The sequence below is a fragment of the Cellulomonas sp. C5510 genome, from assembly GCF_019797765.1.
Lineage (GTDB): Bacteria > Actinomycetota > Actinomycetes > Actinomycetales > Cellulomonadaceae > Cellulomonas.
On sequence record NZ_CP081862.1, the window covers coordinates 3,806,782 to 3,832,322 of the forward strand.

20 protein-coding genes are annotated in these 25,541 nt (G+C 76.6%); 8 read left to right on the forward strand and 12 right to left on the reverse strand.

The window, feature by feature from the left end; genetic code table 11:
* Positions 1–79: 79 nt before the first annotated feature.
* Positions 80–2,083, reverse strand: a complete 2,004-nt coding sequence (locus K5O09_RS17430; RefSeq protein ID WP_255595841.1) for a beta-N-acetylglucosaminidase domain-containing protein — start codon at positions 2,081–2,083, stop codon at positions 80–82.
* A gap of 181 nt (positions 2,084–2,264) precedes the next feature.
* Here K5O09_RS17430 and K5O09_RS17435 point away from each other — a divergent pair, with 181 nt between their 5' ends.
* The gene (locus K5O09_RS17435; protein ID WP_255595842.1) at positions 2,265–5,084 is read left to right on the forward strand and encodes an alpha-mannosidase; all 2,820 of its coding nucleotides are present in this window, start codon (positions 2,265–2,267) and stop codon (positions 5,082–5,084) included.
* 27 nt (positions 5,085–5,111) lie between these two features.
* Here K5O09_RS17435 and K5O09_RS17440 read toward each other — a convergent pair whose 3' ends face one another.
* Genes K5O09_RS17440 through K5O09_RS17450 form a run of 3 tightly spaced genes read right to left on the reverse strand, consistent with a single transcriptional unit; the run spans position 5,112 to position 11,531 of the window.
* Positions 5,112–6,902 (reverse strand): ABC transporter ATP-binding protein, encoded by a 1,791-nt coding sequence (locus tag K5O09_RS17440; RefSeq protein ID WP_222170719.1) that lies wholly within the window; start codon positions 6,900–6,902, stop codon positions 5,112–5,114.
* Positions 6,883–8,913, reverse strand: a complete 2,031-nt coding sequence (locus K5O09_RS17445) for an ABC transporter ATP-binding protein (RefSeq protein WP_255595843.1) — start codon at positions 8,911–8,913, stop codon at positions 6,883–6,885. Before K5O09_RS17445 ends, K5O09_RS17440 begins: the two co-directional genes overlap by 20 nt.
* Positions 8,910–11,531, reverse strand: a complete 2,622-nt coding sequence (locus K5O09_RS17450; protein WP_222170720.1) for a hypothetical protein — start codon at positions 11,529–11,531, stop codon at positions 8,910–8,912. Before K5O09_RS17450 ends, K5O09_RS17445 begins: the two co-directional genes overlap by 4 nt.
* A gap of 247 nt (positions 11,532–11,778) precedes the next feature.
* Here K5O09_RS17450 and K5O09_RS17455 point away from each other — a divergent pair, with 247 nt between their 5' ends.
* Positions 11,779–13,149, forward strand: a complete 1,371-nt coding sequence (locus tag K5O09_RS17455) for an ABC transporter substrate-binding protein (protein WP_222170721.1) — start codon at positions 11,779–11,781, stop codon at positions 13,147–13,149.
* A gap of 147 nt (positions 13,150–13,296) precedes the next feature.
* Here K5O09_RS17455 and K5O09_RS17460 read toward each other — a convergent pair whose 3' ends face one another.
* The gene (locus tag K5O09_RS17460; protein WP_255595844.1) at positions 13,297–13,767 is read right to left on the reverse strand and encodes a nucleoside deaminase; all 471 of its coding nucleotides are present in this window, start codon (positions 13,765–13,767) and stop codon (positions 13,297–13,299) included.
* A 467-nt stretch (positions 13,768–14,234) separates the two neighbouring features.
* Between K5O09_RS17460 and upp the strand changes: the two genes are divergently transcribed.
* Positions 14,235–14,870, forward strand: a complete 636-nt coding sequence (upp, locus tag K5O09_RS17465) for a uracil phosphoribosyltransferase (protein WP_222170722.1) — start codon at positions 14,235–14,237, stop codon at positions 14,868–14,870.
* A gap of 403 nt (positions 14,871–15,273) precedes the next feature.
* Positions 15,274–15,939 carry an SDR family oxidoreductase gene (locus K5O09_RS17470; protein ID WP_222170723.1) on the forward strand — a complete coding sequence of 222 codons (666 nt, stop codon included), beginning with the start codon at positions 15,274–15,276 and terminating at the stop codon, positions 15,937–15,939.
* A 19-nt stretch (positions 15,940–15,958) separates the two neighbouring features.
* On the opposite strand, the gene K5O09_RS17475 is transcribed toward K5O09_RS17470, so the two are convergent.
* The 6 genes from K5O09_RS17475 to K5O09_RS17500 form a co-directional block, all read right to left on the reverse strand.
* On the reverse strand, positions 15,959–16,261 hold the full coding sequence (locus K5O09_RS17475) for a DUF1540 domain-containing protein (RefSeq protein ID WP_222170724.1): 303 nt from the start codon (positions 16,259–16,261) through the stop codon (positions 15,959–15,961).
* An 84-nt stretch (positions 16,262–16,345) separates the two neighbouring features.
* Positions 16,346–17,362, reverse strand: coding sequence for a cation transporter (locus tag K5O09_RS17480; RefSeq protein ID WP_222170725.1), 1,017 nt, complete (start codon positions 17,360–17,362; stop codon positions 16,346–16,348).
* Positions 17,359–17,835, reverse strand: coding sequence for a transporter substrate-binding domain-containing protein (locus K5O09_RS17485; RefSeq protein ID WP_222170726.1), 477 nt, complete (start codon positions 17,833–17,835; stop codon positions 17,359–17,361). The genes K5O09_RS17480 and K5O09_RS17485 overlap by 4 nt, the downstream gene beginning before the upstream one ends.
* 70 nt (positions 17,836–17,905) lie before the next feature.
* Complete coding sequence (locus K5O09_RS17490) at positions 17,906–19,261, reverse strand: YihY/virulence factor BrkB family protein (RefSeq protein ID WP_222170727.1); 1,356 nt, start codon at positions 19,259–19,261, stop codon at positions 17,906–17,908.
* A 108-nt stretch (positions 19,262–19,369) separates the two neighbouring features.
* Positions 19,370–21,580 carry a hypothetical protein gene (locus K5O09_RS17495; RefSeq protein WP_222170728.1) on the reverse strand — a complete coding sequence of 737 codons (2,211 nt, stop codon included), beginning with the start codon at positions 21,578–21,580 and terminating at the stop codon, positions 19,370–19,372.
* A 96-nt stretch (positions 21,581–21,676) separates the two neighbouring features.
* Positions 21,677–23,038, reverse strand: coding sequence for a TrkH family potassium uptake protein (locus K5O09_RS17500; protein WP_222170729.1), 1,362 nt, complete (start codon positions 23,036–23,038; stop codon positions 21,677–21,679).
* Between the two features lie 94 nt (positions 23,039–23,132).
* Here K5O09_RS17500 and K5O09_RS17505 point away from each other — a divergent pair, with 94 nt between their 5' ends.
* Together K5O09_RS17505 and K5O09_RS17510 are read left to right on the forward strand one after the other, a co-directional pair.
* Complete coding sequence (locus K5O09_RS17505) at positions 23,133–23,339, forward strand: hypothetical protein (RefSeq protein ID WP_222170730.1); 207 nt, start codon at positions 23,133–23,135, stop codon at positions 23,337–23,339.
* An 83-nt stretch (positions 23,340–23,422) separates the two neighbouring features.
* On the forward strand, positions 23,423–23,638 hold the full coding sequence (locus K5O09_RS17510) for a hypothetical protein (protein WP_222170731.1): 216 nt from the start codon (positions 23,423–23,425) through the stop codon (positions 23,636–23,638).
* Between the two features lie 29 nt (positions 23,639–23,667).
* On the opposite strand, the gene K5O09_RS17515 is transcribed toward K5O09_RS17510, so the two are convergent.
* On the reverse strand, positions 23,668–24,270 hold the full coding sequence (locus K5O09_RS17515) for a sugar O-acetyltransferase (RefSeq protein WP_222170732.1): 603 nt from the start codon (positions 24,268–24,270) through the stop codon (positions 23,668–23,670).
* A gap of 129 nt (positions 24,271–24,399) precedes the next feature.
* On the opposite strand from K5O09_RS17515, the gene K5O09_RS17520 reads away from it, so the two are divergent.
* Positions 24,400–24,762, forward strand: a complete 363-nt coding sequence (locus tag K5O09_RS17520) for a PadR family transcriptional regulator (protein WP_222170733.1) — start codon at positions 24,400–24,402, stop codon at positions 24,760–24,762.
* On the forward strand, positions 24,755–25,510 hold the full coding sequence (locus tag K5O09_RS17525; protein ID WP_222170734.1) for a hypothetical protein: 756 nt from the start codon (positions 24,755–24,757) through the stop codon (positions 25,508–25,510). Before K5O09_RS17520 ends, K5O09_RS17525 begins: the two co-directional genes overlap by 8 nt.
* The last annotated feature ends 31 nt before the right edge of the window (positions 25,511–25,541 follow it).

The window sequence follows — 25,541 nt, forward strand, 5'->3', positions numbered from 1 at the left end:
CGACGGGGAGCGGGCGGCCGGTGCAGGTGGCCGACCGCCCGCTCCCGGGCACCAGCGCGCAGGGGGCCCCGGCGCCGCCTCAGGACCGGGCGCCCGCCGGCTCCACGGCGTCCGGGCCCCCGGGCAGCAGCCGGTCGAGCGCCGCGTCGAGCAGCGACCACCCGGCGTCGGTCAGCAGCCAGCGCGCCGCGCCGTCACCGGTCAGGAACGTCACGGTGCGGGCGGCCGGCGCGGGCGTGCCGTCCGTCAGCGGGGTCCCGGTCGCGACCTCGACGAGCACCGGCCGGGGCTCCGGCTCGGGCGCCCGGGCGACGACGCGGGCGCCGGCCACGGGCTCGCACCAGGTGAGCCGACCGGGCCCCCGGTGCACGACGACCTCGTCCTCGCCGGTGCGCACGCGGTCGCGGTCCAGCAGCACGCCCGACTCCCGCGCGACCCCGAGGGTCACGAGCCGGCCGGCCGCGAGCACGGGGACCGCGGACGCCGCCACGGCCCGGGCGGCGGGCAGCGGGGCCCCCGGGGTCAGCACCACGAGGTCGGAAGCGTCCCCGGGCGCCCAGGTCGAGCGCACCTCCACCGCGAACCCCCGGCGGCGCAGCCACGCCTCGGTCGCGCGGTCGCCGGCACCGGGCTCCGGGCCCGTGACGAGCACCGCCCGGCGGCCACCGGCGACCGGGGACGCGGTGACGGCCCCGCACGCCGCGAGCGCCCGGCGCACGAATCCCGCGACGTCCGCGCGCAGGACGTCCGGGAAGTCGGTCTCGACCCGGTCGAGCGCCTCCCGCGCCGCCGCGACCTCCTCGGCCGTCGCGTCGTCGCCCCTGCCCAGCAGGTCGCACGCCGCAGCTCCGGCGGCCCCCGCGTGCGCCGCGGCGTCGAGCCACGGGCGGAGCGCGACCAGCAGCGCGCGCCCGCGCGCGGGGGCGACGTCGTGCGGTGCCCCGGGGTCCGCCGCGCGGGCAGGCGCGTCCGCGCCGCCGGGGTGCTCCTCCAGCGGGCCCGGCGCGCACCCGCGCAGCTCCTGCATCCGCCCGCGGACGGCCGCGAGGGCGGCCGCGTCCCCCGCGAGCGCGCCGTCCAGGAGCGCGGTCAGCCCGGGGTCGCGCGGCGCCGAGGGCGGCCAGGACGAGCAGGCCCGCACCAGGGGCGCGACCTGCGCCGCGCGGTCCCCGGCGACGGCCCGGAGCGCCTCGGCGCCCGCCCGCCCCGGGTCGTACGCCGCGGGGTCCCGCGCCCACGCGCCGACGGTCGCGAGCGGCAGCCGGGACGGCAGCGCCTCGATCATCGCGTTGGCGACCACGCCGTCCAGGGGCAGGCCGGTGACGTCCGCGGGGCGTCCGGGCAGCGGTCCCAGGAACAGCCGGGTGCGGTCGAAGTCGTTGACCGGGTAGTTGTCCCAGAGCACCAGGCGGCGCCCGAACGCCGCGGCCGCAGCGAGCACGTCGTCGCGGGTGACCTCCCCGACCACGATGTCCCGTCCCGTCCAGAGCACGCGCGCGTCGGCGGGCAGCGTCTCCGCGAGCCCGGCGCGGTAGGGCGAGGGCCCGCAGCCGGCGTAGTCCGTGGGGCAGACCGTCATCGGGTGGTCGATCCCGTGCGGCAGCAGGAACGCCTCGCGGAAGCGCGCGGCCGCCTCGCCGTGCGCCCGGCCCGCCCCGTCGGGCCCGTCGCCGTACCGGGTGACGTCGGCGGGGTCGGCGAGCCGGTCCGGGACGTCGTCGAACAGCAGCCAGACGTCCGGGACGCCGGCCGCGCGCACCTGCTCCGCCTTCGCCGCCAGCGCCGCGTGGTCGGCGTCGTCGGCGTACCGCATGGACAGACCGGGGGCGACGGACCAGACGAACGCGACCCCTGCCTCCCGCGCCCGCTCCGCGAGCTCCCCGAGCCGGGCGAGGGCGTCCGGCGGGTACGGCTCGCGCCAGCGCTCGCGGTGCCACGGGTCGTCCTTCGGCGCGTACAGGTAGGTGTCGAGCCCGAGGGACGGTGCGGCGGCGAGCAGGTCGAGCCGCTCCCGGTGGCTCCACGGCGGGCCGTAGAACCCCTCGACGACACCGGCCTGCAGACGTCCTCCGCGACGTGACATGGCGCCCATGCAACCGGCCGCTCGCATCACGTGTCAATCGACGCACACATGTGCGGTGCCGCACATTCCACGTGCGGGGACGTCGTGGGTTGACACCGCCCGGTCCCTCGATATGGGATCGATTGCAGCGTACGATCGTGCGCACAGGACCGGACCCGCGCGACGACGCACGAGGAGCGACATGAGCAGGCCCCGCCACACCACCGGCGCACCGTTGTCGAACGCACCCGCCGGTGCCCAGCCCCGGGACCTGCCGGCGGCACCCCGCCCGCACGCGACGCCGGACCGCACCATCCACATGATCGGCAACTCGCACATCGACCCCGTGTGGCTGTGGCCGTGGCAGGAGGGCTACCAGGAGGCGCGCGCCACGTTCTGGTCCGCGATCCACCGCATGGACGAGTACCCGGACTTCGTCTTCACGTGCGACCAGATGGTGCTGCTGTCGTGGGTCGAGGAGTCCGACCCCGAGCTGTTCGCCCGCATCACCGAGCGCGTCGCCGAGGGCCGGTGGGTCAACGTCGGCGGCTGGTGGGTGGAGCCCGACTGCAACATGCCGATGGGCGAGTCGTTCGCCCGGCAGGGCCTGTACGGCCAGCGGTACCTGGTGTCCCGGTTCGGCAAGCCCGCGACCGTCGGCATGAACGCCGACCCATTCGGCCACAGCGCCAGCCTGCCGACCGTCCTGCGCGGCCAGGGCATGGACTCGTACCTGTTCCTGCGGCCCGGCCCGCACGAGAGCGAGCTCGACGACACGCTGTTCCGGTGGCGCGCGCCCGACGGCTCGGAGGTGCTCGGCTACCGCATCCCGTTCGAGTACTGCTCTCCGCCCGGCTCCGTCGACGGCCAGGTCGACAAGGCGCTCGGCACCCTCGACCGCTCCCTCGGCGACGTCATGGTGCTGTACGGGGTCGGCAACCACGGCGGCGGGCCGACGATCGCGAACATCGAGTCGATCCACCGCTACGACCGCATGGGGTCCTTCGGCCGCCTGCGCATGTCGTCGCCGCGCGAGTACCTCGACGGGGTCCACGCGCGCGGCCCCGAGTTCCGGGAGGGCCTGACCGTGTGGACCGACGACCTGCAGCACCACGCCCCCGGCTGCTACTCGGCCCACTCCGGCATCAAGGCGTGGCAGCGTCGCGCGCAGTACGCCCTGCTCTCCGCGGAGCGCTGGGCGGCCGTCACCGCGGTGCACGACGGCACGCCCTACCCCCGCGAGGACCTGGAGCGCGCCTGGAAGCAGGTGCTGTTCAACCAGTTCCACGACGTGCTGCCGGGGTCCGCCATCGAGCACGCCTACGACGACGCGCGCGACCAGCTCGGCGAGGCCGTCGCGATCGCGAAGCGCCTCATCACGCGCGCCCACAACACGATCGCCCGGCAGGTCGACGTGCCGCTGGAGGAGGGCAGCCAGCCCGTCCTCGTGTTCAACCCGCACCCGTGGCCGGTGTCGACCGACGTCGAGCTGCACTACGGCTCGCACCCCGGCGCGGTGCACGTCGTCGACGACGAGGGCCGGGTCGTCGTCTCGCAGCCCACCCAGTCCCGCGCGACCACCAACCAGACCGGTCGCGGCGCGCTCGTGCTGCGGGCCGACGTGCCGCCGCTCGGCTACCGGCTGTACCGCGTCCGCATGGCCGCCGAGCCCGCCGCCCCCGAGTGGAGCGAGGGCGCGCCCGGTGGCCTGACGGTGTCCGGCACGGTGCCCGGGACGGTGCTCGAGAACGACCTCGTCCGCGTCGAGCTGGACCCCGCGACCGGCTGGATCACCTCGTACCTCGACAAGCGCACGGGCCTGGACGTCATGCGGGGCGTCGACGGCGCCCCGCACACCCAGGTCTGCGACGACCCGACCGACACCTGGGGTCACCGCGTCGTGTCGTACGCGTGGGCGGGCGACACGATGGCGACGGCACGGATCGTCGTGCGGGAGACCGGCCCGCTGCGGGCGCGGGTCCGCGTCGAGCGGGAGTGGGGCGCCTCCACGATGATCGAGGAGCTGCTGCTCGACCACGACTCCGCCGTGCTGCGCGTCGACGTGACGCTGGACTGGCGGGAGCCCGCGCACCTGCTCAAGCTCCGGTTCCCGACGGCGCTGACCGACCCGCGCGCCACGTACCAGATCCCCTACGCGGAGCTGGAGCGGCCGGTGGACGGCGCCGAGGAGCCCGGCCAGGGCTGGGTGGACCTCACCGGCACGCTCGACGGGCGGCCCGCCGGCCTGACCGTCGTCATGACGAACAAGCACGGCTACGACGTCTCCCCCGGTGACCAGCCGAGCATCGGCGTGACGGCCGTCCGCAGCCCCGTGTACGCGTGGCACGACCCGCGCCTGCTGGACGGCGACGACGTGTACGCCTACCAGGACATGGGCATCCAGCGGTTCTCCTACGAGCTCGTCGTCCACGGGGGCGACCGGCACGCCGCGGACCCGGGGCGCCGCGCCGCCCTGCTCGGTTCCCCCGTGCGGGCGATGCTCGAGTCGTTCCACCCCGGCACGCTGCCGCGGACCGGCTCGTTCGCGTCCGACCAGGCCGGCCCCGTGGCCATCACGGCGCTCAAGGGCACCGAGGACGCGACCGCCGGGCCCGGCGGGGCGGACCTCGTGGTCCGGGCCGTCGAGACCCGCGGTGCCGCCGCGGTCGCCCGGCTGGAGCTCCCGGTCGTGGGTCGCACCGTCGAGGCGGAGTTCGGGCCCTACCAGCTCCGGACGTTCGTCGTGCCGGCGGACCCGGAGGCGCCGGTGCGGGAGGTCGACCTGGTCGAGCGGCCGCTGACGGAGAGCGCTGACGGCGCTGACGGCGCGGAGGGCCCGGGCCGCCCCGCGGGCGTGCGCACCGCCGCCGTGGCCCCCGACGTCCCCGCGGCCGGCGGCGACGTGCCGGACGCGGACGCGCAGCGGGCCTCGGCGGGCCTGACCCCGACGCAGGGCAGCCACCCGGACGCCACGGGCCGGCCGGTGCCGGCCGAGGCGGCCTCCGAGGACGACCCGGCCTGACGCGCTCCCGGTGCCGGCGCTGACCTGCTACGCGCCGGCACCGGGGCCGCCCGGGCGCCCGGTCCCCGCCGGGTGCTCGTGCGGCTCGCCGTGCCAGCTCGCCCACAGGGCGGCGTACTGCCCGCCGGCGGCGACGAGCACGTCGTGCGGGCCCTGCTCGACGATGCGGCCCGCCTCGACGAGCACCACCCGGTCGGCGTCGTGGGCGGTGTGCAGCCGGTGGGCGACCGCGACGACGGTCCGCCCCGCCAGCACCGCCGACAGGGAGTCCTCGAGGTCCCGCGCGGCGCCGGGGTCGAGCAGCGACGTCGCCTCGTCGAGCACGACGGTGCGGGGGTCCAGCAGCACGAGCCGCGCAAGCGCGAGCTGCTGCGCCTGCGCGGGCGTCAGCACCACGCCACCGGAGCCGACCGCCGTCGCGAGGCCGTCCGGCATCGCGTCCACCCAGCCGAGCGCCCCGACGACGCCGAGCGCCCGCCGCAGGGCGGCCTCCGGGGCCCCGGGGGCGGCCAGCCGCAGGTTCTCCGCGAGGCTGCCGACGAAGACGTGGTGCTCCTGGGTGACGAGCGCGACGTGCCCGCGCAGCTCCTCCAGCGGCAGGTCGACCAGCGGGACGCCGCCCACGGTGACCGAGCCGCCGGTGGGTCCCGTGATGCCGGCCAGCAGCCGCCCGAGCGTCGACTTGCCGGAGCCGGACGGGCCGACGACGGCCAGCCGCTCGCCGTCGCGCAGCCGCAGCGACACGTCACGGAGCACGTCCACGCCCGGCCGGTACGCGTACCGCACCCGGTCGACCACCAGCTCCTCGGACGCGGGCTCGGCGCCGGACGGCGTGCGGTCCGGCGGCACGGTGCCCACGCCGACGATGCGGGACAGCGCCGTGGTGCCGACCTGGATCTCGTCCATCCAGCCGATCAGCTCGTCTACCGGGCCGGTGAGCTGCATCGCGTACAGCGCCACGGCCGTGACCGCGCCCGGCGTCGTGCGGTCCGCCGCCACCAGCCACGCGCCCCACCCGACGACGGTGACGACCGGCAGCAGGAACCCGAGCGTCGTGCACGGGAACCACCACGACCGCAGGCGCAGCGTGTACCGCTCGGCGTCCCGGCGCTCGGCCAGCGCGCGGTCGATGGTCCGGCGCTGCGCGCGCGCCAGGTCCAGGGCCTCGATGGTGCGGGCGCCCTCGACCGTCTCCGAGATCACGCCGGACAGGAGCGCGTAGGACGCCAGCCGGCGGCGGTACCCCGGGCCGGCCCGGCGCAGGTAGAGCCGGGTGCTGACGACGATCAGCGGGACGCCCACGACGAGCCCGCACGCGAGCAGGGCGTCGGTGAGCACGGCCGCGACGAGCGTCAGCGTGACCGTCATGCCGGCGACGAGGATGCGCGGCACCCCGAACCGCACGGTCCGGGCGACGCTCTCGATGTCGTTGGTGGTGCGGGACAGCAGGTCCCCGGTGCCGGCGCGCTCGACCGTGGACAGCGGCAGCCGCCCGACCGTGCGGAGGAACTCCTCGCGCAGCGCCGCGAAGACCGTCTCGCCCAGCACCATCGCGGCGCGCTGCGCGAACCGCGTCGCCACGGCCTGGACGACGAGCGCGGTGAGCAGCACCGCGGCGGTGCGGTCCACCGCCGCCGTGCCGATGGTGCCGCGGGTCGCGGCGTCGACGAGCCGCCCGAGCAGCCACGGCCCGGCGAGCCCGCACACCGCGGCGCCGCCGTGCAGCGCCAGCACGCCGGCGAGCTCCCGGGCGTGGGCCCGCACGAGGCGGGCCCCGGTGCGGCGGACGGTGGGGCCGTCAGCGATCGGCAGGAGCATCGGTGCCCTCCGGGGCGTCGGGGTGCGGGTCATCGGCAGGGGTGCCGGGCGGGGCGGCCGGCGGCTCCGGCGGCAGGGCCTCGTGCCGCCCCGGCGGCGGCAGCACCACGTGCCCGTCCCGGCGCCGTGCAGGGGGCGGCACGCGCTGCGCCGGCGGCGCGGGGGCCGGCAGCGTGCCGGCGTGCACGCCCTCGTCCCACAGGGCGTCCACCCCGCCGGCCTCGGCCCCTCCCGGGTCGACCCCCGGCTCCGGCTCGGCGGGCGAGCTCGTCCGCGCCACGACCGAGCGGTACAGGTCGCCGACCTCGTCGGCGCGCCGCAGCAGCTCCCCGTGGGTGCCGCTGCCGACCACCCGGCCGTGGTCCATCACCTGCACGACGTCGACGCGGTCGAGCAGCAGCGGGCTCTCGGTGACGACCACCGTGGTCCGTCCCTCGCGCGCCCGCCGCACGCCGCCCGCGATGAGGGACTCGGTGTGCGCGTCCACCGCGGACGTCGGCTCGACCAGCACCAGCACCTCCGCGTCGGTGAGCAGCGCCCGGGCCAGGCTGAGCCGCTGCCGCTGCCCGCCGGAGAAGGTCCGGCCGCGCTCGGCGACGGGCGCCCCCAGCCCGCCGGGCAGCGCGTCGACCGTCTCCCGGGCTGCCGCCGCGTCCAGCGCCGCGTCGATCCGCCCGTGCCGGGGGTGCGCGCGGGCGCGGTCCGGCTCCCGCACGGCCAGGACGTCGAGGCCGTCGCCGAGCGGTCCCGCGAACAGGTGCGGCGTGGTGTCGCTGACGACGATGCGGCGGCGGACCTCGCGCACCCGCACCGCCCGGTGGTCGACCCCGCCCCAGAGCACGGGTGCGTCGCGCAGCGCCGCGTCGTCGAACCGGCCCAGGCGGGTCGCGACCGCGGCGGCCGCGTCCGGGTCGGTGTCGACGACCGCCGTGAACCGGCCGGGGGCCACGACCAGGCCGGACGCGGTGTCCTCGAGCCCGGCACCGCGCGGCGGTGGCTCCACCGGGTCGCCGGGGTCCTGCACCGCCGGCCGGATGCGCAGGACCGCCAGCACCCGGCGCGCCGCCACCACGCCGCGCGTGAACACCTGGGCGGCCTCGGCCCCGGTGCGCAGCGGGACCACGAGGAACGTCGCGTAGCCGTAGAGCGTCACGAGCTCCCCCGCCGTGAGGGACCCGGCCGCCACCAGCCGCGCGCCCGCCCACACGAGCGCGGCGACGAGCACACCGGGCAGCAGCACCTGCATGCCGTCGAGCCACGACTGCGTGCGGGCGACCTCGACGGCGGCGACCCGGGCACGCTGCGACTGCCGGGCGTACCGGTCGACGAACGCGTCCTCGCCGCCGATGCCGCGCAGCACCCGCAGCCCGGCCACCGTGTCCGCGCCGAGCGTCGTCAGCAGGCCGGTCTCGTGCCGGTACGCCTGCTGCCGCCTCTGGAGCGGGCCGATCAGCAGCGAGAGCGCGGCGGCCAGCACGGGCACGCCCACCAGCACGAGCACGCCGAGCGCGGACGACCGCGCGGCGACGACAGCAGCGACGCACAGGTACGCCACGAGCCCTCCGGCGAGCCGCGCGACCACGTCGAACATCTCCCCGAGCCGCAGCGTGTCGCCCGACACCGTCGCGACGATCTCGCCCTGCGCCGTGGTGGCGGTGATCGCGTGCCCGGTGCCGGCCGAGTGGTGCCCGACGAGGCGCGCGACCCCCAGCGACGAGCGCAGCCAGTTCGTCACGGCCATCCGGTGCCGGAGCGTGGTCGTCGCCGCCTGCGCCACGGCCACGGCCAGCAGGGCGCCGCACCACCCGAGCACGTCGCGGGGCTCGCCCGTCACGCCCTCGTCGACAGCCCGGCCCAGCAGGTACGGCCACGCGACCTGGCAGAGCATCCACAGCACGCCGAACAGCACGCCGCCGACCAGGGTCCCTGGCTGGCGTGCTGCCTGCCAGAGCAGGAACCGGGGCACGGACGACAGCGGCGGGACCTCGCGGTCCCGCCGTCTGCCGCTCACCTCGGGACGCGGTGCAGCACGACGTCGGCGACCCCGTGGGCGCCGAGCGCGACCCGCTGCCCCCCTTCCACGTCCGGCCCGTCCCACGACACCGTCGCCTCGACGGGCCCGGCACCCGGGTTGCGGAGCCGCACCCGGACGCCGCCGGCGGTGGCGCCGTCCGCGGGTCCGGCGAGCGGCCGCACCTCGGCCAGCACCCGGTCGGCCGGCTCGACCCGCAGGCCCGACCCGCCGGTGAACGCCACCGGGCCGTCGTACGCGCGTGCCTGGAGCGGCTCGGCCAGGTCCCGCCCGAGCACCCGGACGGCCTCGCGCGTCACGGCCTCGGTGGCGGCGAACCGGTACCGGTAGGTGCGGGTGCCCTCCTGCCGCGCCTGGAAGTTCGTGAAGTGCAGGTTGTTCATGAGCCACGAGGACACGTGGCCGCTCGTGGCGCGCAGGGTGCGCGCCCACTCCCCGGTGTGCAGGCCGCCGAGCTGCACCAGGGGCGCGTCGACGGTGCCCCAGAGCACGCCCGGTCCGCCCGCCGCGCCGTGCACCCCGACGGCGTGCTGCACCGAGTACCAGTCCTTGCTGGTGTCGGGCAGCTGCTCGGTCTCGGCGGCGTACACGGCGCCCGCCGTCTCGAGCAGGAACTCCGGTGGGCCGTCGACGCGGAACGGGAACGCCACGTGGATGCTCTCCGGTCCGAACGACTCGGGCTTCACCAGCGCGACGGCGAGGTCCACCACGTCGACGTCCCGGTAGAGCGTCAGCGAGGTCGTCGCAGCCGGCAGGCCCGGCGGGGTGGTCCGCCACGAGATCCGCGCCCAGCCGTCGCCCTCGGTGACGACGGGTTCCTCGTCGCCGGTCGCGTGCCGGCGGTCGAAGTCCGGGCCGGGGAAGTCCGGGTGGAAGTCCTTCGGGTCCCGCACCACCATCGGGTGGGTGCTGCCCGCGACGACGGTCTCGGTGACGACCGCTCCCAGTCCGTGCCCGGCGCCGTCGTCCACGAGCTCGCGACCCGACGGCAGGTGGACCAGCGAGACGACGCCCCCGCGCGCCGGGTCCACGACGACCCGGTGGGCGCCCCAGGTCAGCTCGCGTGCCGTCCGGGACGCGCCGGGCTCCGCGGGCAGCGGCACGACGGCGACCCCGAAGGGCGGGACGGTCGCCACCGTGCGGGCCCGGGTGCGACCCGCGACCTCGACGTCGACCGGCTCGGTGCGGGTGCGCTCGGTCGGGTTGACGACCAGCACCCGGGTCCCGCCGGCAGCCGGCGCGGCCCCGTCGCCCGTCGCCGGCCCGCTCGCCGCGAGCCGGAACAGCCCCTCGACGGCCAGGTCCCGCGCGAGGTCGAACGCCCCGTAGGCGAAGCCGGCCTTGGCGTTCCAGTGCGAGTGGCTGAACGTGGAGTACGGCTTGGAGTAGGTCTCCCAGGAGCCCCAGGTGTGCTCGGCGAACAGCAGCAGCTCGTGGTCGACGCGCTCCAGGTCGCGCGCCACCTCGGCGTCGGACCGCAGGCGCACGGGACCGCGTCGGTAGCCGACGACGTCCGCGAGCGCCGGCCGGCCGTCGCCCCGCAGCCGCGTGAGGCCGAGCGTGGTCTGGGCGGCGCGCGCGAAGCTGCGGGCCTCGCGGTAGACGGCGACCTCCCGCGCGGTCGAGCCGTGGCCGTGGGCCCACCAGTCCGACCACTCGCCGCGGGCCACGGGCACGTCGGCGGCCTCCGCCTGCGGCTGCAGCACGTCCAGCGCCTCGTCGACCGTCGCGGTGCGCATCGGGAGCTCCGGGTGGCGGGCGTTCCAGTGCCGGACGACGTCCAGCCACAGCGCCGTCGGCCACCGGTTGTCGTTCGCGGCGTGCACGACGGCGGTGTCGTACGGGTAGTCCGCGCGCGCCTCGAGCTGCGCGACGAAGGCCGCGACGTGGGCCTCCGCGGCGGTCACGTCGCCGTCGACGATCCCCCACTCCTCGCCCACGCCGTAGTGCGTGGACAGCCACACGAACACCCGCCCGCCGGAGGGGCCCTCCCACCAGAAGCCGGTCGGCTGCGTGTAGGGCGGCCTGCCGTGGTCGGGGTTCAGGGCCATCACGAGCCGCTCGACGCCGGCGCGGCGCATGCCGTCGACGGTGCCCCACGCGGTGCCGTTGACGTCGCCGTGCTGCTCGGTGCGCACGGGGATCCCGGCGTCCCGCAGCCGGTCCAGCAGGTCGTAGGCGGTCCCGAGCTCCGCGTCGGAGAGCAGCTGGGTCATGTTGAGGTAGCCGCCGGTCACCGCGACCCGCCCCTCGGCCGCCCGCCGGCGCAGCCGCTCGGCGTCGGCGGCGGAGGCCCGCTCCAGGAACCGCAGCACCGGCCGGGCCACCTCGAACGTCCACCGGAACGCGTCCGGGCCGTCGCCGTCGTCCGTGTCGCACAGGTCCAGGACCCGCCGTACGGTCTCCGCGTGCAGGTCGTCCACCAGGCGCGGGCTGTTGGTGTAGCCGACGTCGTGGTGGGTGTGGCCCACCAGGAGGACCTGCCGCAGCCGCCGCCCCGGGGAGGGGTCGGGACCGGCAGGGCCGTCGGGGAGCGAGCGGCCGGGGCCGCCGTCGTCCAGGAGGTCGTCTCGAAGGTCTTCACGCGGGGAGGGCATCGCCAAATCCTCGTCTTTGTGGCATCGTTGCCATATGAGCCTAGTCACAGACCGGGCGCCCAGTCCATGGTCAGCACGCGCCGGACAGGCGTGATCACACCGTGATCCGCCCGCTCTTGCCGTCGCCGACGGCCCTGAACTAGCGTCCGATGTGGGAAGGTTTTCATCCATCTCGGCACCGATGCCGAGGGTTCTCCCGTGGGTCTGCGACGACGCAGGCCCACCGGCCGAGGAAGGGAACACGTCAATGACCAAGAGGAGCCGTCGCGCAGCGATCGCCCTGCTGCCCCTCACCGCGCTCGCCCTCGCGGCGTGCAGCTCCGGCGGTGGGGACGAGGAGGGCGGCGGATCCACCGACTTCAGCACCGAGGCCACCGGCACGCTCAACGCCTGGGGCTTCGAGAACGCGGACGACGTGGGCCAGTCGCGGCTCGACTACGCCGCCGAGCAGCTCTCCGACGTGGACATCGAGCTCGACGCCACCGCGTTCGACGCCCAGAAGTTCACCACGCGTCTCGCCAGCGGCGACGTCCCCGACGTCGTGCAGATGGACCGCCGGTACGTCACGACGTACGCCGCGCAGGACCTGATCATGCCGCTGGACGCCTGCTACGCCGCCCACGACGTCGTGCCGGAGGAGCAGTACTACCCGTCCGTCGTCGACGACGTGCGGTACGAGGACCAGGTCTGGGCGGTGCCGCAGTTCTACCAGCCGCCGGCCATCATCCTGAACAAGCGGGTCATGGACGCCGCGGGCGTCACGAACGACCAGATCGACACCTCGAAGCCCGACGTCCTCATCCCGGCCATCGAGAAGATGTACGCCGAGAGCGGCGGCGTCCCGACGACCCTCGGCCTCGACCCCGTGGCCACCGGCCAGGGCGGCCTGTGGATCCTCGGGCAGGGCGGGCAGCTGACCGACGCGGACGGCAAGCCGACGCTCGACGACCCGTCCAACGTCGCCGGCATCGAGCTGCTCAAGCAGATCACCGACGCCCAGGGCGGCTTCGCCAAGGTCAAGTCGTTCACCGACTCGTTCGACACCTTCGGCGACAACAACCAGTACGTCGCGGACCAGGTCGGCGCCCAGGTCAACGCCCAGTGGTACCCGAACGTGCTCGGCGCCTACGTCGGCCAGATCGAGATCGAGGCCGTGCCGTTCCTCGACCAGGACGGCAACCCGTTCTCCGTCGCCTCCGGCACGGCGTTCGTCATCCCGGCCGGCGCGCAGAACAAGGACGCCGCCTGCTCCTGGATGCTCAACCTCACGTCCTACGACGCGTGGATGGCGGCCGGGGCGGCGCGCGCCGACACGATCGCCACGGACGGCGGCCTCAACACCGGCCTGTTCACCGGCTCGCCGGAGGCCGACCAGGCGATCCGCGACGAGTACGTCAAGGAGACCGGCGACGCCGGCTTCGACCAGGTGATCTCCACCTACTACGACGTCGTGGACTACGGGCAGACCTTCGGGTCCTCGCCCGCCGGCCAGGACATCCAGAACGAGCTGAACAACGCCATCACCGCGGCGCTGCTCGGTGACAAGTCGCCCGAGGACGCCCTGGCGGACGCCCAGACCGCGGCCATGCGGGCGTACGACAACATCACGGGCGGCTGACCGACGCCGTCCGCCCCCTGCAACGAGGGCCCCCGCCGGTGCACCGGCGGGGGCCCTCGTTCGTGCGCCGTGCGCGGCGGGACGGGCGTCCCGGTGCCGTGACCGGCGCGCGCAGGACCCGCGCCACGGGGGCGCCGACCGACGCCGTCAGCCGTCGGCGCGGTGCGGCGCGAAGAACGCCCGCAGCAGCGCCCCGCACTCCTCCTCGCGCACGCCACCGACCACCTCGACGCGGTGGTTCGACCGGGAGTCGCGCACCACGTCCCACTGCGACCCGCACGCGCCGGCCTTCGGGTCCCACGCACCGAGCACCAGCCGCGGCACCCGGGCCAGCACGGTCGCGCCCGCGCACATGAGGCACGGCTCGAGCGTGACCACCAGCGTGCAGTCGTCGAGCCGCCACCGGCCCAGGGCCGCCGACGCCGCCCGCAGCGCCAGGACCTCGGCGTGCGCGGTCGGGTCGCCGTCCGCCTCCCGCCGGTTGCGCCCCGCCCCGACGACCGCGCCGTCCGGACCGATGACGACCGCCCCCACCGGCACGTCGCCCGACGCCGCGCAGCCGGCGGCCTCGGTGAGGGCCAGGCCCATCGCGGTCAGGTCGTCGGGGCGCGCGAACATGCGGCCCATCCTCGCGCACCGCCCGCGACGGGGTCGCGCGGCGACGAGCGCGGCAGCCGGCGGCCGCGACCGGGCGCGGCGGGGGACCGGCGCGCGGGTCCCGGCAGGGGCGCGGGTCCCGGCAGGGGCGCGGGTCCCGGCAGGGGCGCGGGTCCCGGCAGGGGCGCGGGTCCCGGCAGGGCACGTTTCGCGCCACCGGGCGCCTCACCGGACCGGGCGCGCGACGGTGCGCGTGCGGCACGGGACGTGGGTGCGCGGCGGCGACGACACAGGCAGGGGGTCCTCGTCGTCGCCGCGCGCTCGGGCTAGCCTCGCGCCCCCGCGGCACCCGCACCCGGGACGTTGGACCCACCTGCCGCCCGTCCGGCGCACGGGTCGGCGGCGGGGCCCCGCGTCCCGGCGTCCTCCCGGACCGGCCCGTCCGCCGGGACGCGGTGACGCGGTGCCGCGCACGGTAGGTTGACCCCATGCGCCTGCACGTCGCCGACCACCCGCTCGTCGCCCACAAGCTGTCGGTGCTCCGCAACAAGGACACGTCGTCCCCGACCTTCCGCAAGCTCGTCGACGAGCTCGTGACCCTGCTCGCCTACGAGGCGACGCGCGACGTGCGGACCGAGCCGGTCGAGATCGAGACGCCCGTCGCCCGCACCACCGGCGTCAAGATCGCCGAGCCGCTGCCGCTCGTGGTCCCGATCCTGCGCGCCGGCCTCGGCATGCTCGACGGCATGACCCGGCTGATGCCGACCGCGGAGGTCGGGTTCCTCGGCATGCAGCGCGACGAGACGACGCTCGAGGCCATCACCTACGCCAACCGGCTGCCGGAGGACCTCACCGGCCGCCAGTGCTTCCTCATCGACCCGATGCTGGCCACCGGTGGCACGCTCGTCGCCGCGATCGAGTACCTGTTCGCGCGCGGCGCGCGCGACGTCACGGCGGTGTGCCTGCTCGCGGCGCCCGAGGGCCTCAAGGTCGTCGAGGACGCCGTCGGCGACCGGGTCGACGTCACCGTGGTCGTCGCCGCCGTGGACGAGCGCCTCAACGAGAAGGCCTACATCGTCCCGGGCCTCGGCGACGCCGGCGACCGCCTCTACGGCGTGGTCTGACCGCGACCCGCCCGGTCGTCCGCGCCCCGGCCGCTCCCGTACGCCTACGCAGTCGCTGCGCGGTGGGGCACCGCGACCCGCTGCACCCCTCAATCCCCACCGGTCCACCACCTGGTTCCACCGCCGCGCGCTACTCATCGGTGTGCACGACCGCTGACGCTCCCTAGCCTGGTCGAGCGCCGCCGCACCGCGCACCGGCACACCCGCGCCGGTGCGCGCGGCACGCGGCGCCGACGTCGGGCACCGTCACCCCCCCTCGGCGACCGGCGTCACGCCCCGGGCCGCGGCCCCCTCCGCGGCCCGGGGCACCTCGGACCGGGGCACGTCGGTCCGGGCCGGCCGTCCCGGGCCGCACGGCTGCGACCCTGTGGCGGGCGGGCCCGCGGGCTCCTACCGTGGACGGATGCGCATCGTCATCGCCGGGGGCCACGGGAAGATCGCCCGACGCCTGAGCCGGCTGCTCGCCGCGCGAGGCGACGCACCGGTCGCCGTCGTCCGGAACGCCGCCCACGTCGCGGACGTCGAGGCCGACGGAGCGGCCGCCGTCCTCCTCGACCTCGAGCAGGTCGGCGCCGCCGAGCTCGCGCCGCACCTGGACGGCGCCGACGCCGTCGTCTTCGCGGCCGGGGCCGGCCCGGGCAGCGGGACGGCCCGCAAGGACTCCGTCGACCGCGGGGCCGCCGTGCTGCTCGCCGACGCGGCGGCGGCCGCCGGCGTCCGGCGCTACCTGCTGGTCTCGTCCGCCGGCGCAGGAGCCGAGCCGCCCGCCGGCACGGACGAGGTCTTCGCGGCCTACCTGCGCGCCAAGACGGCCGCCGAGGAGGCGCTGCGCGACCGCGACCTCGACTCGACGATCCTGCGGCCGGGCGCCCTCACCGACGACCCGGGCACGGGACACGTCCGCCTGGGCACGGGGATCCCGCACGGGGCGGTGCCGCGCGACGACGTCGCCGCCGTGCTCGTGGCCCTGCTCGACGAGCCGCGCACCGCGGGCCTCACCCTGGAGCTGTCCGGCGGAGCCGTCCCGGTGGCGGCCGCGGTGGCCGCCGCCACCGAGCGGGAGGACTGACCCCGCCCGGCGCGGCGGATCAGGCCGGGGCGTACGTCAGGCAGTCCGCCAGGTCGTGACCCGCGCCGATGCGGACCGCGTCGGCGGCGCACGTCAGGTGCTCGTTGTGGGAGCAGTCCGCGCGCTGGCAGGCGCCGACGTGCGAGACGACACGGTCGAGCCCGCCCTTGACGCCCAGCGGGATGAACGTGGAGCACTGCGCGTCGCCGGTGGTGCTGCCGCCGACGGTGATCGCGGCCGCGCTGCACGCGTGGTCGTGGTTGTACGAGCAGCCGTCGACCGAGCACTCGGAGACGGGCGGCTGGTCCAGCAGCGTGCTCATGGGAACCTCCGCGGGGGGTGGGGCGTGCTGTCCCGTTCGACGCTAGGCCCGGCCGGGCGGGGCGTCTAGGCAGGAAGGCCTGGCTCACCCGCCGCGGGCGACCGGCCGTGACTCCTCCCCGGGCTCCGTCCGCGCCCCGGGGAGCATCTGCTCCGGCAGCTGCTCGACGGGCACCACGACCAGGTCCTGGACCTTCCAGTCGAGGGCCGTGACGCCCTCGCGCAGCGCGTCGAGGTCCGCGGGGCCCGGGGACGTCCCGTCGCGGGGCACGACGAACGACTCCACGTGGAACACGTGGCCCTGGTCCCTCACCCGGGACCGCGCGGCCGCCACCCACGGCACGGCGCGCAGGTACTCGTCGACCCGGCCCACCAGCGGGTGGACGTCCGCGCCGTCGACGGTCGTCGCCCGGGCGTCCATCAGGGCGCTCGCGGCGACCCGCAGGTTCGTGACGCCGTCGCGCAGGATGCTCCCGGCGATGAAGAGCGCGGCCGCCGCGTCCGCCCACCACAGACCCGCCCCGATGCCGAGCACGCCGACGACCGTGCCGAGGGCCGTCATCCAGTCGGCCTTGTTCATGTCGGCGTCCGCGTACAGGACCCGGTCGTGCAGCGTCCGGGCCAGCGGCAGCTTCGCCCGGCCGAGCAGCACCGGCGGCAGGCCCGTCACCACCATCGCGGCGATCATCGGCCACCCCGCCCAGAAGACGTGACCGCCCAGGTGCATCACGCCGACCGGCGGGTGCTCCGCCTTCAGCAGCCCGCTGCCGGAGTCGACGACCAGGAACGCGCCCATCGCCAGCAGCGCCGTCGCGGCCACCAGGTGCCCGATGCCGACCGAGCGGTGGTACCCGTACGGGTGCTCGGGCGTCGGTCGGCGCCGGGCGTACCGCACGGCCACCAGGAAGCTGATCGGCGGGATGAACGACAGCAGGTCCTCGGTCCACGCCGCCTTCATGGCCTGCGAGCTGCCCATCACCAGGTACACGAGCGTGACACCCACGACGAGGAACCCGATGGTCCCCCACGCCAGGCGCACCGCCCGGCGCAGCGCCCGCGACTGCACGGGCGGCAGCTCGGTGTGCCCGAAGGTCACGCTCACGGCAGCACGTCCTTCTCGTGCTCGAGCAGGTACGTCTCCAGGCGCACCAGGAACGCGTTCTCCCCCATCCGCGCGGCCATGACGTGCGGTTCGGGGTCGCCCCGCGGCCCCGGCACGGTCGTGTAGGGCGTGGTCAGCGCGGCCTGGCCGGCCCACGGCGAGCGCCCGGTGAGCCCACCGACCACCAGGTCCAGCCGTCCCCGCTCCAGGTCGCCCACCAGTGACTCCTCGCCCCCGGTCGTCCACTCCACCCGGGCGTCGAGCGTCCGGGCGAACTCCGCCACGATCTCCACCTCGAGCCCCGACGGCCCGGCCCCGGGTCGGACCTCCGTCCACGGCGGGTTCGGGGAGACGCCCACCCGGAGCACGTCGCCGGTGACCCGGTCGAGCGTGCCGTCCGGGTCCGCCGGGAAGGAACCGCCGCACCCCGCGAGCAGCAGGACCGCGAGCGCCACCGCAGCGATGCGCCTCATACCGCCGAGTGAAGCCGACGGCGCGCCGCTCCGCACCCGGGCGGCTCCGCACCGGGGCGCGGCCGGCGCGTCACCCGGGGTCCCGGGGCGGGGCCGGCCGCGGACCGCCTCCCGCCCCGGGGACGCCGGCAGGAGGCTCCGCACGGCCCCCGCCGTGCGGGTGGCCGGGTCCCCGTCCCCGCTGCGCGTGTCCCGCGCGCCCGTCCTGCTCGGCGTCGAGCTCCGCGACCAGCACACCCCCGGCGAGCACGGCGACGCTGCACAGCCACAGCCACAGCGCGCCCGCCAGCACCAGCCCGAGCATCTGCGCCGCCGCCTGCACCACGGCCTCGCTGCCGGGGGACGCCCCGGGGGTGTCCGGCACCGCGACCCGCACGTACGACAGGTACCCCGCGGACACGAGCAGCACCCCCGCGGTGCCCACCACCGCCCCGGGGAGGCAGCGCCGCCACGTGGAGTCCGCGCTCGGCGCGTACCGGTACAGGAGCGTGAGGAACGCCGTCGTCACCGCCAGCACGGCGGGCCAGCGCAGCAGGTCCCAGGCCGTCCGGAACGCGTCGCCCAGCCCGAGGCGGTCCGCCAGGCTCGCGCCGCCCCCGAGCAGCGGGCCGACGACGACCAGCAGCAGCGCCGTCACGACCGTCACCAGCGCCCCGACCGTGAACGCCAGCCCCAGGGCGTACTGCGCGACCACCCCGCGCCGGCTCCGCACCTGGTAGGCGTCGTCGAGCGCGCGCACCGCCGCCCGGAACACCCGGCTCGCCAGGTACAGCGTGAGCACCAGGGCACCGACCGCGAACCCGCCACGCTGCTCGTCCAGCAGGCCGTCGACCAGCGGCACCAGCACGTCGCCGGCGACCTGCTGCGCGAACACGGCCGCGAGCGTGTCCACGACGCTCGACCGCAGCTGCTCCACCTGGTCGTCCCCGAGCACCGGCCGCAGGTACCCCAGGCTGGCGCCGAGGGCCGTCGTGATCGGCACCAGCGAGATGAGGGCGTAGTACGTCATCTCGGCGGCGAGCCCGGTGACGCGCACGTCGCCCGCCCGCAGTCCCGCACGCACCGTCGTGCCCACGACGTCGTGGCCCGCGACCCGCACGGGGTGCCGCCCGGCGAACGCCACCGTCCGCTCCCGGAGCGTCGGCTGCCCCTCGCGGCGGCGCCGGCGGCGGTCGAGCGGCCCCCGCAGCCGGCCGGTGACCCACGCGGCCGCGCCGACCGCCACCGCGGCCGAGGCGGCAGCGAGCGCGCCCCCGGCCACCGCGCGCCACCCCGCCGGGAGGCCCGCCACCGCCAGGGCGCTGCCCGCGGCCGCCAGCCACGCCGCGGTCGTCGACGCGGGCACCGGCAGCCGGGTGCGCACCCACGGCACGCGACGCGCCAGGACGGCCGCGAGGAGGCCGACGACGAGCACGGTGGCGGGCACGGGGCCTCCTCTCCGGGCGGGCGACGCCCCCGGTCGAGTGAAGCCGAGATGCGCGTGCGGCGCACGGTGGCCCGCGACGGCCGCCGTCGTGCGCCGGCGGGCGTCGGATCACGACCGGGCGCGACCCCCGGGGTCCGGCCCGCCGGGCGGCGGCGTGGGAGTGCCGTCGGGCGCCCCGGGCTGCGTGGGCACCGTGGGCGGCGTGGGCGCCGTGGGCGGCGTGGGCGGCGACGTCGGTGCCGCCGCGGGCACCGTCGGGGGCCCCGCCGGGCGACGGGCAGCCGCCCGGCGGCGCCGGACGACCAGCAGCACGCCGCCCGCCACCAGCACGACGAGCGCGCCCGCCGCGACGGCCGCCCGTGCGGGCGCGGAGGCGAGCGTGCCGGACGCCCGCTCGGCCGCGGCCGTGGCCTCCTGGTACCGGCCGGCGTCCAACGCGGTGCGCGCCGCCTCGAGGTCCCCGTCGACGCCGCCGGCGAGCATCCCGAGCCGCGTCACCGGGTCCGCTGCCTCCCGCGCGCCGGTGGCGGCGACGAGCGCCGCGCCGGCCTCCCCCGCCTGCGCGACGAGGCCCGCCGCCTGCGGCACGGACGTCGCGTTCTCCACCTGCTCCTGCAGCGCGGCCGGGACGTCCGCCCCGATGCCGGCGAGCTCGGCCTCGAGGACGTCCCGGTCCTCCAGCAGCGCCAGCACCCCGGGGACGGCGGCCGTCGCGTCGTCGAACCGCCAGTCCGCCATCGCGTCCCGGACCCCTGCCGGCGGTGCCCACCCGTCGCCCGCGTCGAGCAGCCGCCGGTACTCGCGCCGGGCGCCGTCCCGGGCGTCGAGCAGCGGGAGGTCCTCCTGCCGCACCACGACGTCGCGGAACACCTGCGCGGCCCGTTCGGAGCCCCCGGCCTGCTCGAGGAGGTCGAGCAGCCGCTGCCACCCGGTGGGGCCCGGCGGGCCCTCCTCGTCGGTCGGCGCGGGGTACGCGTCCTTCCCGGAGACCGCCGCACCGACGGCGACGGACAGCGCCTCCGGCCCGATCTCCGCGGCGATCTCGTGCGACACCCACCAGGACGCCGCGTAGCCGTACTCGTCGTGCGCGCCCCCCTCGGGCCCGTCCGCACGGGCGTCCTCCCAGTCGACCAGGCGGATCGCGTCGGGCCGCGCGACGTCCAGCGGTGCGGGCTCCGGCCGCTCCTCGCCGAGGGCCTCCACCGCGATCGCGGCGTACTCGTCGGCGAGCGCCTCGCCGATCCACCGGCCCTCGAACGTCGTCCCGTTGAACCACGCGTGGGCGAGCTCGTGGAGCGTCACGTGGGCGTCGAGCATGTCCCCGACCTCGATCGTGCCGCGGTCGTGGTCGTACCAGCCCGCGTACCCGTGCGCGCTCGGCGTGGCCGCCTCGAGGATCGTCAGCTCGCCCGTCACCGTCCACGGGTGCCCGATCACCTCCTCCAGCGCCGGCAGGCCGCGCCCGGCCAGGTCGGTGGTGAACGCCAGCCACTCCTCGTCGGCTGGCCAGCCGAGCACCCGCACGCCGTCGCCGTAGTCCACGTCGGCCGGCACCAGTGCCTCGTCGTCCCGCACGACCACCTGCGCCTGCCACGCGGCGGGGTCGGCGACGGCGTCCGCGCTCCACGTCGTGCCGTCGCCGGAGGGCGTCGGCGTCATCGGACCGCCGACCACCTCGACCTCCGGTCCCCCCGGCACCACGACGCGCGCGGCGGCCAGACCCGGGTCGCCGTCGAGCACCACGGGGAACGTCGCGAACGCCGGGTTCACCTGCGCGTACGTGGCGACGCGCGGCGGCTGCGCCGGCAGGTCGTACGTGACCCGCAGCGTCCGGGTGTCCCCGTACGTCAGCACCGGCCGCAACCCGACCACGACCGCCGGCAGGTACTCGTCCGTGCCGGGCTCCAGGGTGAACGCCAGCGGGGTCCCGTCGTCCCATGTCGCGCTCACGCCGGTCCCGCCGGGCAGGAACGGCACCGCGTACTCCTCGAACGTGTAGTACCAGCCGCGCGACGGCGGGGTCTCGTGCGTCAGCGTCGCCACGTGCTCGACGTGCACGACGCTCGCCGCCAGATCCACGGAGTACGTGGCGGAGGTCGCGACGCGCAGGCCCTCCGTGCGGTCCTCCGCTGCCGGCAGGGGCCCGAGCGCCGGGAACGCCGGCGCCTCGGCGAGAGGGGGCGCGGCCACCGCGGCCCACCCGGGCCGGCCGGGCGTCGCGGGCGGTGCGCCGGCGGGGGCCGGGTCGGCGCCGCCGGGCACGAGGAGCGGCAGCAGCAGAGCGGCACCGACGACCGCGAGCAGACGGGGCGAGGGCATGCGGGCATCCTGGCAGCGCGCGGCCGGGGCCGGGGACCGGTTCGCACGGCGAGGACCAGCGACCACCCGGACGCCCCGGGGGACGGAGCGCGTGGTTCAGCCGATGATCGGCGCGCTCTCGGGGTGGCGGAACAGCCGGCGGCGCTCGCGCAGGGCGAGCGCGGTCCCGAGCGTGATCGGACCGAGACGTCCGACGAACATGAGGCCGATCAGCAGGACCTGGTGCCAGCCCGCCAGGTCCGCGGTGATCCCGGTGGACAGGCCGACGGTCGCGAACGCGGACACGACCTCGAACAGCACCTGGTCCCCGCTGAACGACGAGGTGAGCGTGATGAGCACCGCCGGGCCCACGACGGCGGCGACCCCCAGCAGAGCCACCGAGAGCGCCTGCCGCTGCGTGGTGGTGGAGATGCGGCGGTCGAACACGGTGACGTCGGGATCACCGCGCAGCTCGGACCAGATGACGAAGAGCAGGACGGCGAAGGTCGTGAGCTTGATGCCACCGGCCGTGCCGGCGCTGCCACCCCCGATGAACATCAGGACGTCGTTGCCCATCCACGTCCCCGGGTTCATGCCCGCGACGTCGACCGTGTTGAAGCCCGCCGTCCGCGGCATGACGCCGTGCACGAACGCGTTGAGCAGCTTCGTCGGCGTGCTCATCGGCCCGAGCGTGGCGGGGTTGGACCACTCGCCGAGCAGCACGAGCAGGGACCCCGCCGGCAGCAGGACGGCGGTGAGCAGCAGCGTGAGGCGGGTGTGGAGGGACCACCGCCGGGGACGGCGCGGGTTGCGGTGCAGCTCCAGGAGGACCGGGAAGCCGATCCCGCCGACCAGCACCGCGGCGGTCACGGGCAGCGTGACCCACGCGTCGGAGGCGAATCGCACCAGGCTGTCGGGGTACAGCGCGAACCCGGCGTTGTTGAACGCCGACACGGAGTGGAACACGCCGAGCCACAACGCGCGTCCCACCGGCTCGTCGTACGCCACGGTGAGCCGGGCCGCCAGGACCGCGGCGGTGCCCACCTCGACGACCGCCGTGATGACCCCGACCCCGAGGAGGACGCGGCGGACGTCACCGAGCCCGACGCTCCGGGTGGCGGCCGCGGCCGTCAGGCGGGTGCGGAGCCCGAGGCGGCGGGACAGCAGCACGCCGAGCAGCGAGGCCAGCGTCATGATCCCGAAGCCGCCGACCTGGATGAGCACCAGGATCACCACCTGGCCGAAGCCCGACCACGCCGTCGCGGTGTCGACGACCGCGAGGCCCGTCACGCACACCGCGGACGTGGCCGTGAAGAGCGCCTCCAGCAGCGACGCCGCGTGACCCGGCCTCCCCGCGGCGGGGAGCGAGAGCAGGACCGTGCCGACCGCGATCGCCGCGGCGAAGCCGAGCGCCACGAGCTGTCCGGGTCCCCGGTGCACGCTCAGCCGGGACCGCAGGCGCAGGACGGCATCGGGCACGAGAGGCTCCTCGGTCGGCGGGGGCAGGTCGGCGGGAGGGCGGTGGGCAGGGCGGCGGCGCGGCGGCGCCCGCAGGCATCCCACCGGGTCACCGGTGCCGCGGCGCGCGGGGCGCGCCGATCCTGACGGAATCCTCACGGTCGCCGGGACGGACCGCGCCGGGCACCGGGACGTCCGCGCCGGCGGCGTCGGGGGGCGCGACCAGGTCGTGCACACCGTGCTGGGGACCGGCGGGACGTGCGGCGTCGCCCTCCCCTCGCAGCTGGGCGACGGCACCACGGGGGAGCCGGAGCGCCGCTGACCCCGAGCGGCGCCGGGGCCCGGTCGCGCGTACGGTGAGAGCGTTCCAGGACTCGACGCCGCACGCACAGAGGAGTGACCGGCATGAGCACCTCAGATCCGCACGAGCGCACGGGCGCGGCCATCCCCACGTCGCCGGGTCACCGGGCGAGCCCCGGGCCGAACCCCGACGACATCAACCAGGGGCAGGAGCACGAGGGCCACGGCGACGAGGGGCCTTCCGCGCACGACGACCCCGACGCGCCGGCGGCCTCGCCGACCACCCCCGGGCCCGACCCGGACGACCTGCGCGACCGCTGACGGCCGCACCGGCGGCACGGTGCCCGAGGTCAGCCCTCCGGCACGAGCGGGCGCACGACGCGCGCCGGGTTGCCGGCCACGACCACGTCCGGCGGCACGTCCTTCGTCACGACCGACCCGGCACCGACCACCGACCGCGCGCCGATGGTGACGCCCGGGCAGACCACGACGCTGCCGCCCAGCCACACGCCGTCCTCGATCGTGATCGGGGACACCCGCTCCCATCCCTGCGGGCGCAGCTCGGGGTCGAGCACGTGCGTCGGCGTGTACAGGCGGACGCTCGGGCCGATCAGCACGTCCGCACCGATCCGGATCTCGCCGCCGCCCAGGGTCAGGAAGTCCGCGTTGACGAACGTCCGGTCCCCGAGGTGCAGCCGGTGCCCGTAGTCGAGGTAGAACGGCGGCCGGAAGTCGACCCCCTCTCCGACCGTGCCCAGCAGCTCGCGGAACAGCGTCTCGGCCGCGGGCCGGTCCTCGTCGTACAGCGCCGTGATCCGGCGGCACGTGCGCTGCGTGCTGGTCGTCATGTCCGCCAGCTCGGGCCCGGACCGGTAGCGGTACCAGTCGCCGGCCACCATCTTGTCGTACTCCGTGCGGCCGTCCGCGAGCGCCGTCGCCAGGTCGAGCTCCACCCTCAGGTCCTCCTTCGTCGTGTGGGGCGAGTGTCCCAGACCGCGCCGGCGGGCAGCCGGGACCCCGGGTCCGCCGCCGGGCCTGGCTAGTAGGTTGTCTGCCCATCTAGTCAGCCGTACGATCTAGACGTGACCGACGACCGCGAGTGGCCCGGCGAGTGGCTGCGGGGCGTGCTGCCGCAGGCGGTGCTGCGCGTGCTCGACGACGGCCCGACGTACGGGTACGCCATCGCCACCCGCCTCGCCGAGGCCGGGATCGGCGAGATCAAGGGCGGCACGCTCTACCCCCTGCTCGGCCGCCTCGAAGCCGCCGGCCACGTGACCGTCGAGTGGCGCGCCGGTGAGGGCGGCCCCGGACGCAAGTACTACGAGATCAGCCCGGAGGGGCGCCGCCACCTGCTCGACCTGGTGGCGCGCTGGACGCGCTTCGCGGCGGTCGTCGACGCCCACCTGGCCGCACCCGCCCCCGGAGGAGAGGACCCCCGTGCCTGACACCCGCCACCCGACCGACGCCCAGCAGATCGCGTCCGCCGTCGACCCGGGCTGGGTCGACGCGTTCGTCCTCGAGGCGCGGCTGCGCGACGTCCCGGGTGAGCGCATCGGCGACGCGCTCGCCGAGATCGACGCCCACTGCCGGGACAGCGGCGAACCCGCGCACGTCGCCTTCGGCGACCCCGCCGCCTACGCCCGGACGGTCGCCGAGACGTTCCCCACCCCGCGTCCCCGGTGGTGGCCGCACCTCGCGCCGCTGGCCGTCGAGCTCGCCGGCATGACCACCGTCATCACGGCGGTCGGCGAGATCGCCCGTGGCGGCGACGTCACGCTCACCTGGGGCCACCTGGCGATGCTGGCGGTCGTGGCCGCCGGGTGCGGGCTCCTCGCCCGGGGCGCGGACCGCCTGCTGGAGCTGATCGTCCGCAGGCCGCTCGTCGCCGCGGTGGCCGTCGGCGCCGGCGTCACCGCTGCGCTCGTCCCGTCGGCGCTGCTGCTGCGCATCGAGGCGCCGATCGCGCACCTGCCCGCGCCCGCGGCCCTGGGCGCCGGCCTGCTGCTGCTCGCCACCGGCGTCGGGGCGGACGTGGTCCTCGGGCGTCGCGGCCGGACCGCCGACCCCGTGGTCGGCCCGCGCGAGGAGGCGGCCCCGCAGCGCGTGAGCATGCTGCTGCCGTGGACGGTGCTGGCGTGGACCGCCATCGGCTCCGTGGTCGTCGCCGTCATCGGGGCCGGGTCCGGGGGCTGAGGTCCCTCCGCACGACGACGGCGGACGCCGG

Excerpts from the sequence above, each read along its gene's own strand:
- K5O09_RS17430 (WP_255595841.1), bottom strand. The coding sequence starts at position 2,083 with ATGTCACGTCGCGGAGGACGTCTGCAGGCCGGTGTCGTCGAGGGGTTC.
- K5O09_RS17435 (WP_255595842.1), top strand. The coding sequence starts at position 2,265 with ATGAGCAGGCCCCGCCACACCACCGGCGCACCGTTGTCGAACGCACCC.
- K5O09_RS17440 (WP_222170719.1), bottom strand. The coding sequence starts at position 6,902 with ATGCTCCTGCCGATCGCTGACGGCCCCACCGTCCGCCGCACCGGGGCC.
- K5O09_RS17450 (WP_222170720.1), bottom strand. The coding sequence starts at position 11,531 with ATGCCCTCCCCGCGTGAAGACCTTCGAGACGACCTCCTGGACGACGGC.
- K5O09_RS17455 (WP_222170721.1), top strand. The coding sequence starts at position 11,779 with ATGACCAAGAGGAGCCGTCGCGCAGCGATCGCCCTGCTGCCCCTCACC.
- K5O09_RS17460 (WP_255595844.1), bottom strand. The coding sequence starts at position 13,767 with ATGTTCGCGCGCCCCGACGACCTGACCGCGATGGGCCTGGCCCTCACC.
- upp (WP_222170722.1), top strand. The coding sequence starts at position 14,235 with ATGCGCCTGCACGTCGCCGACCACCCGCTCGTCGCCCACAAGCTGTCG.
- K5O09_RS17470 (WP_222170723.1), top strand. The coding sequence starts at position 15,274 with ATGCGCATCGTCATCGCCGGGGGCCACGGGAAGATCGCCCGACGCCTG.
- K5O09_RS17475 (WP_222170724.1), bottom strand. The coding sequence starts at position 16,261 with ATGAGCACGCTGCTGGACCAGCCGCCCGTCTCCGAGTGCTCGGTCGAC.
- K5O09_RS17485 (WP_222170726.1), bottom strand. The coding sequence starts at position 17,835 with ATGAGGCGCATCGCTGCGGTGGCGCTCGCGGTCCTGCTGCTCGCGGGG.
- K5O09_RS17495 (WP_222170728.1), bottom strand. The coding sequence starts at position 21,580 with ATGCCCTCGCCCCGTCTGCTCGCGGTCGTCGGTGCCGCTCTGCTGCTG.
- K5O09_RS17510 (WP_222170731.1), top strand. The coding sequence starts at position 23,423 with ATGAGCACCTCAGATCCGCACGAGCGCACGGGCGCGGCCATCCCCACG.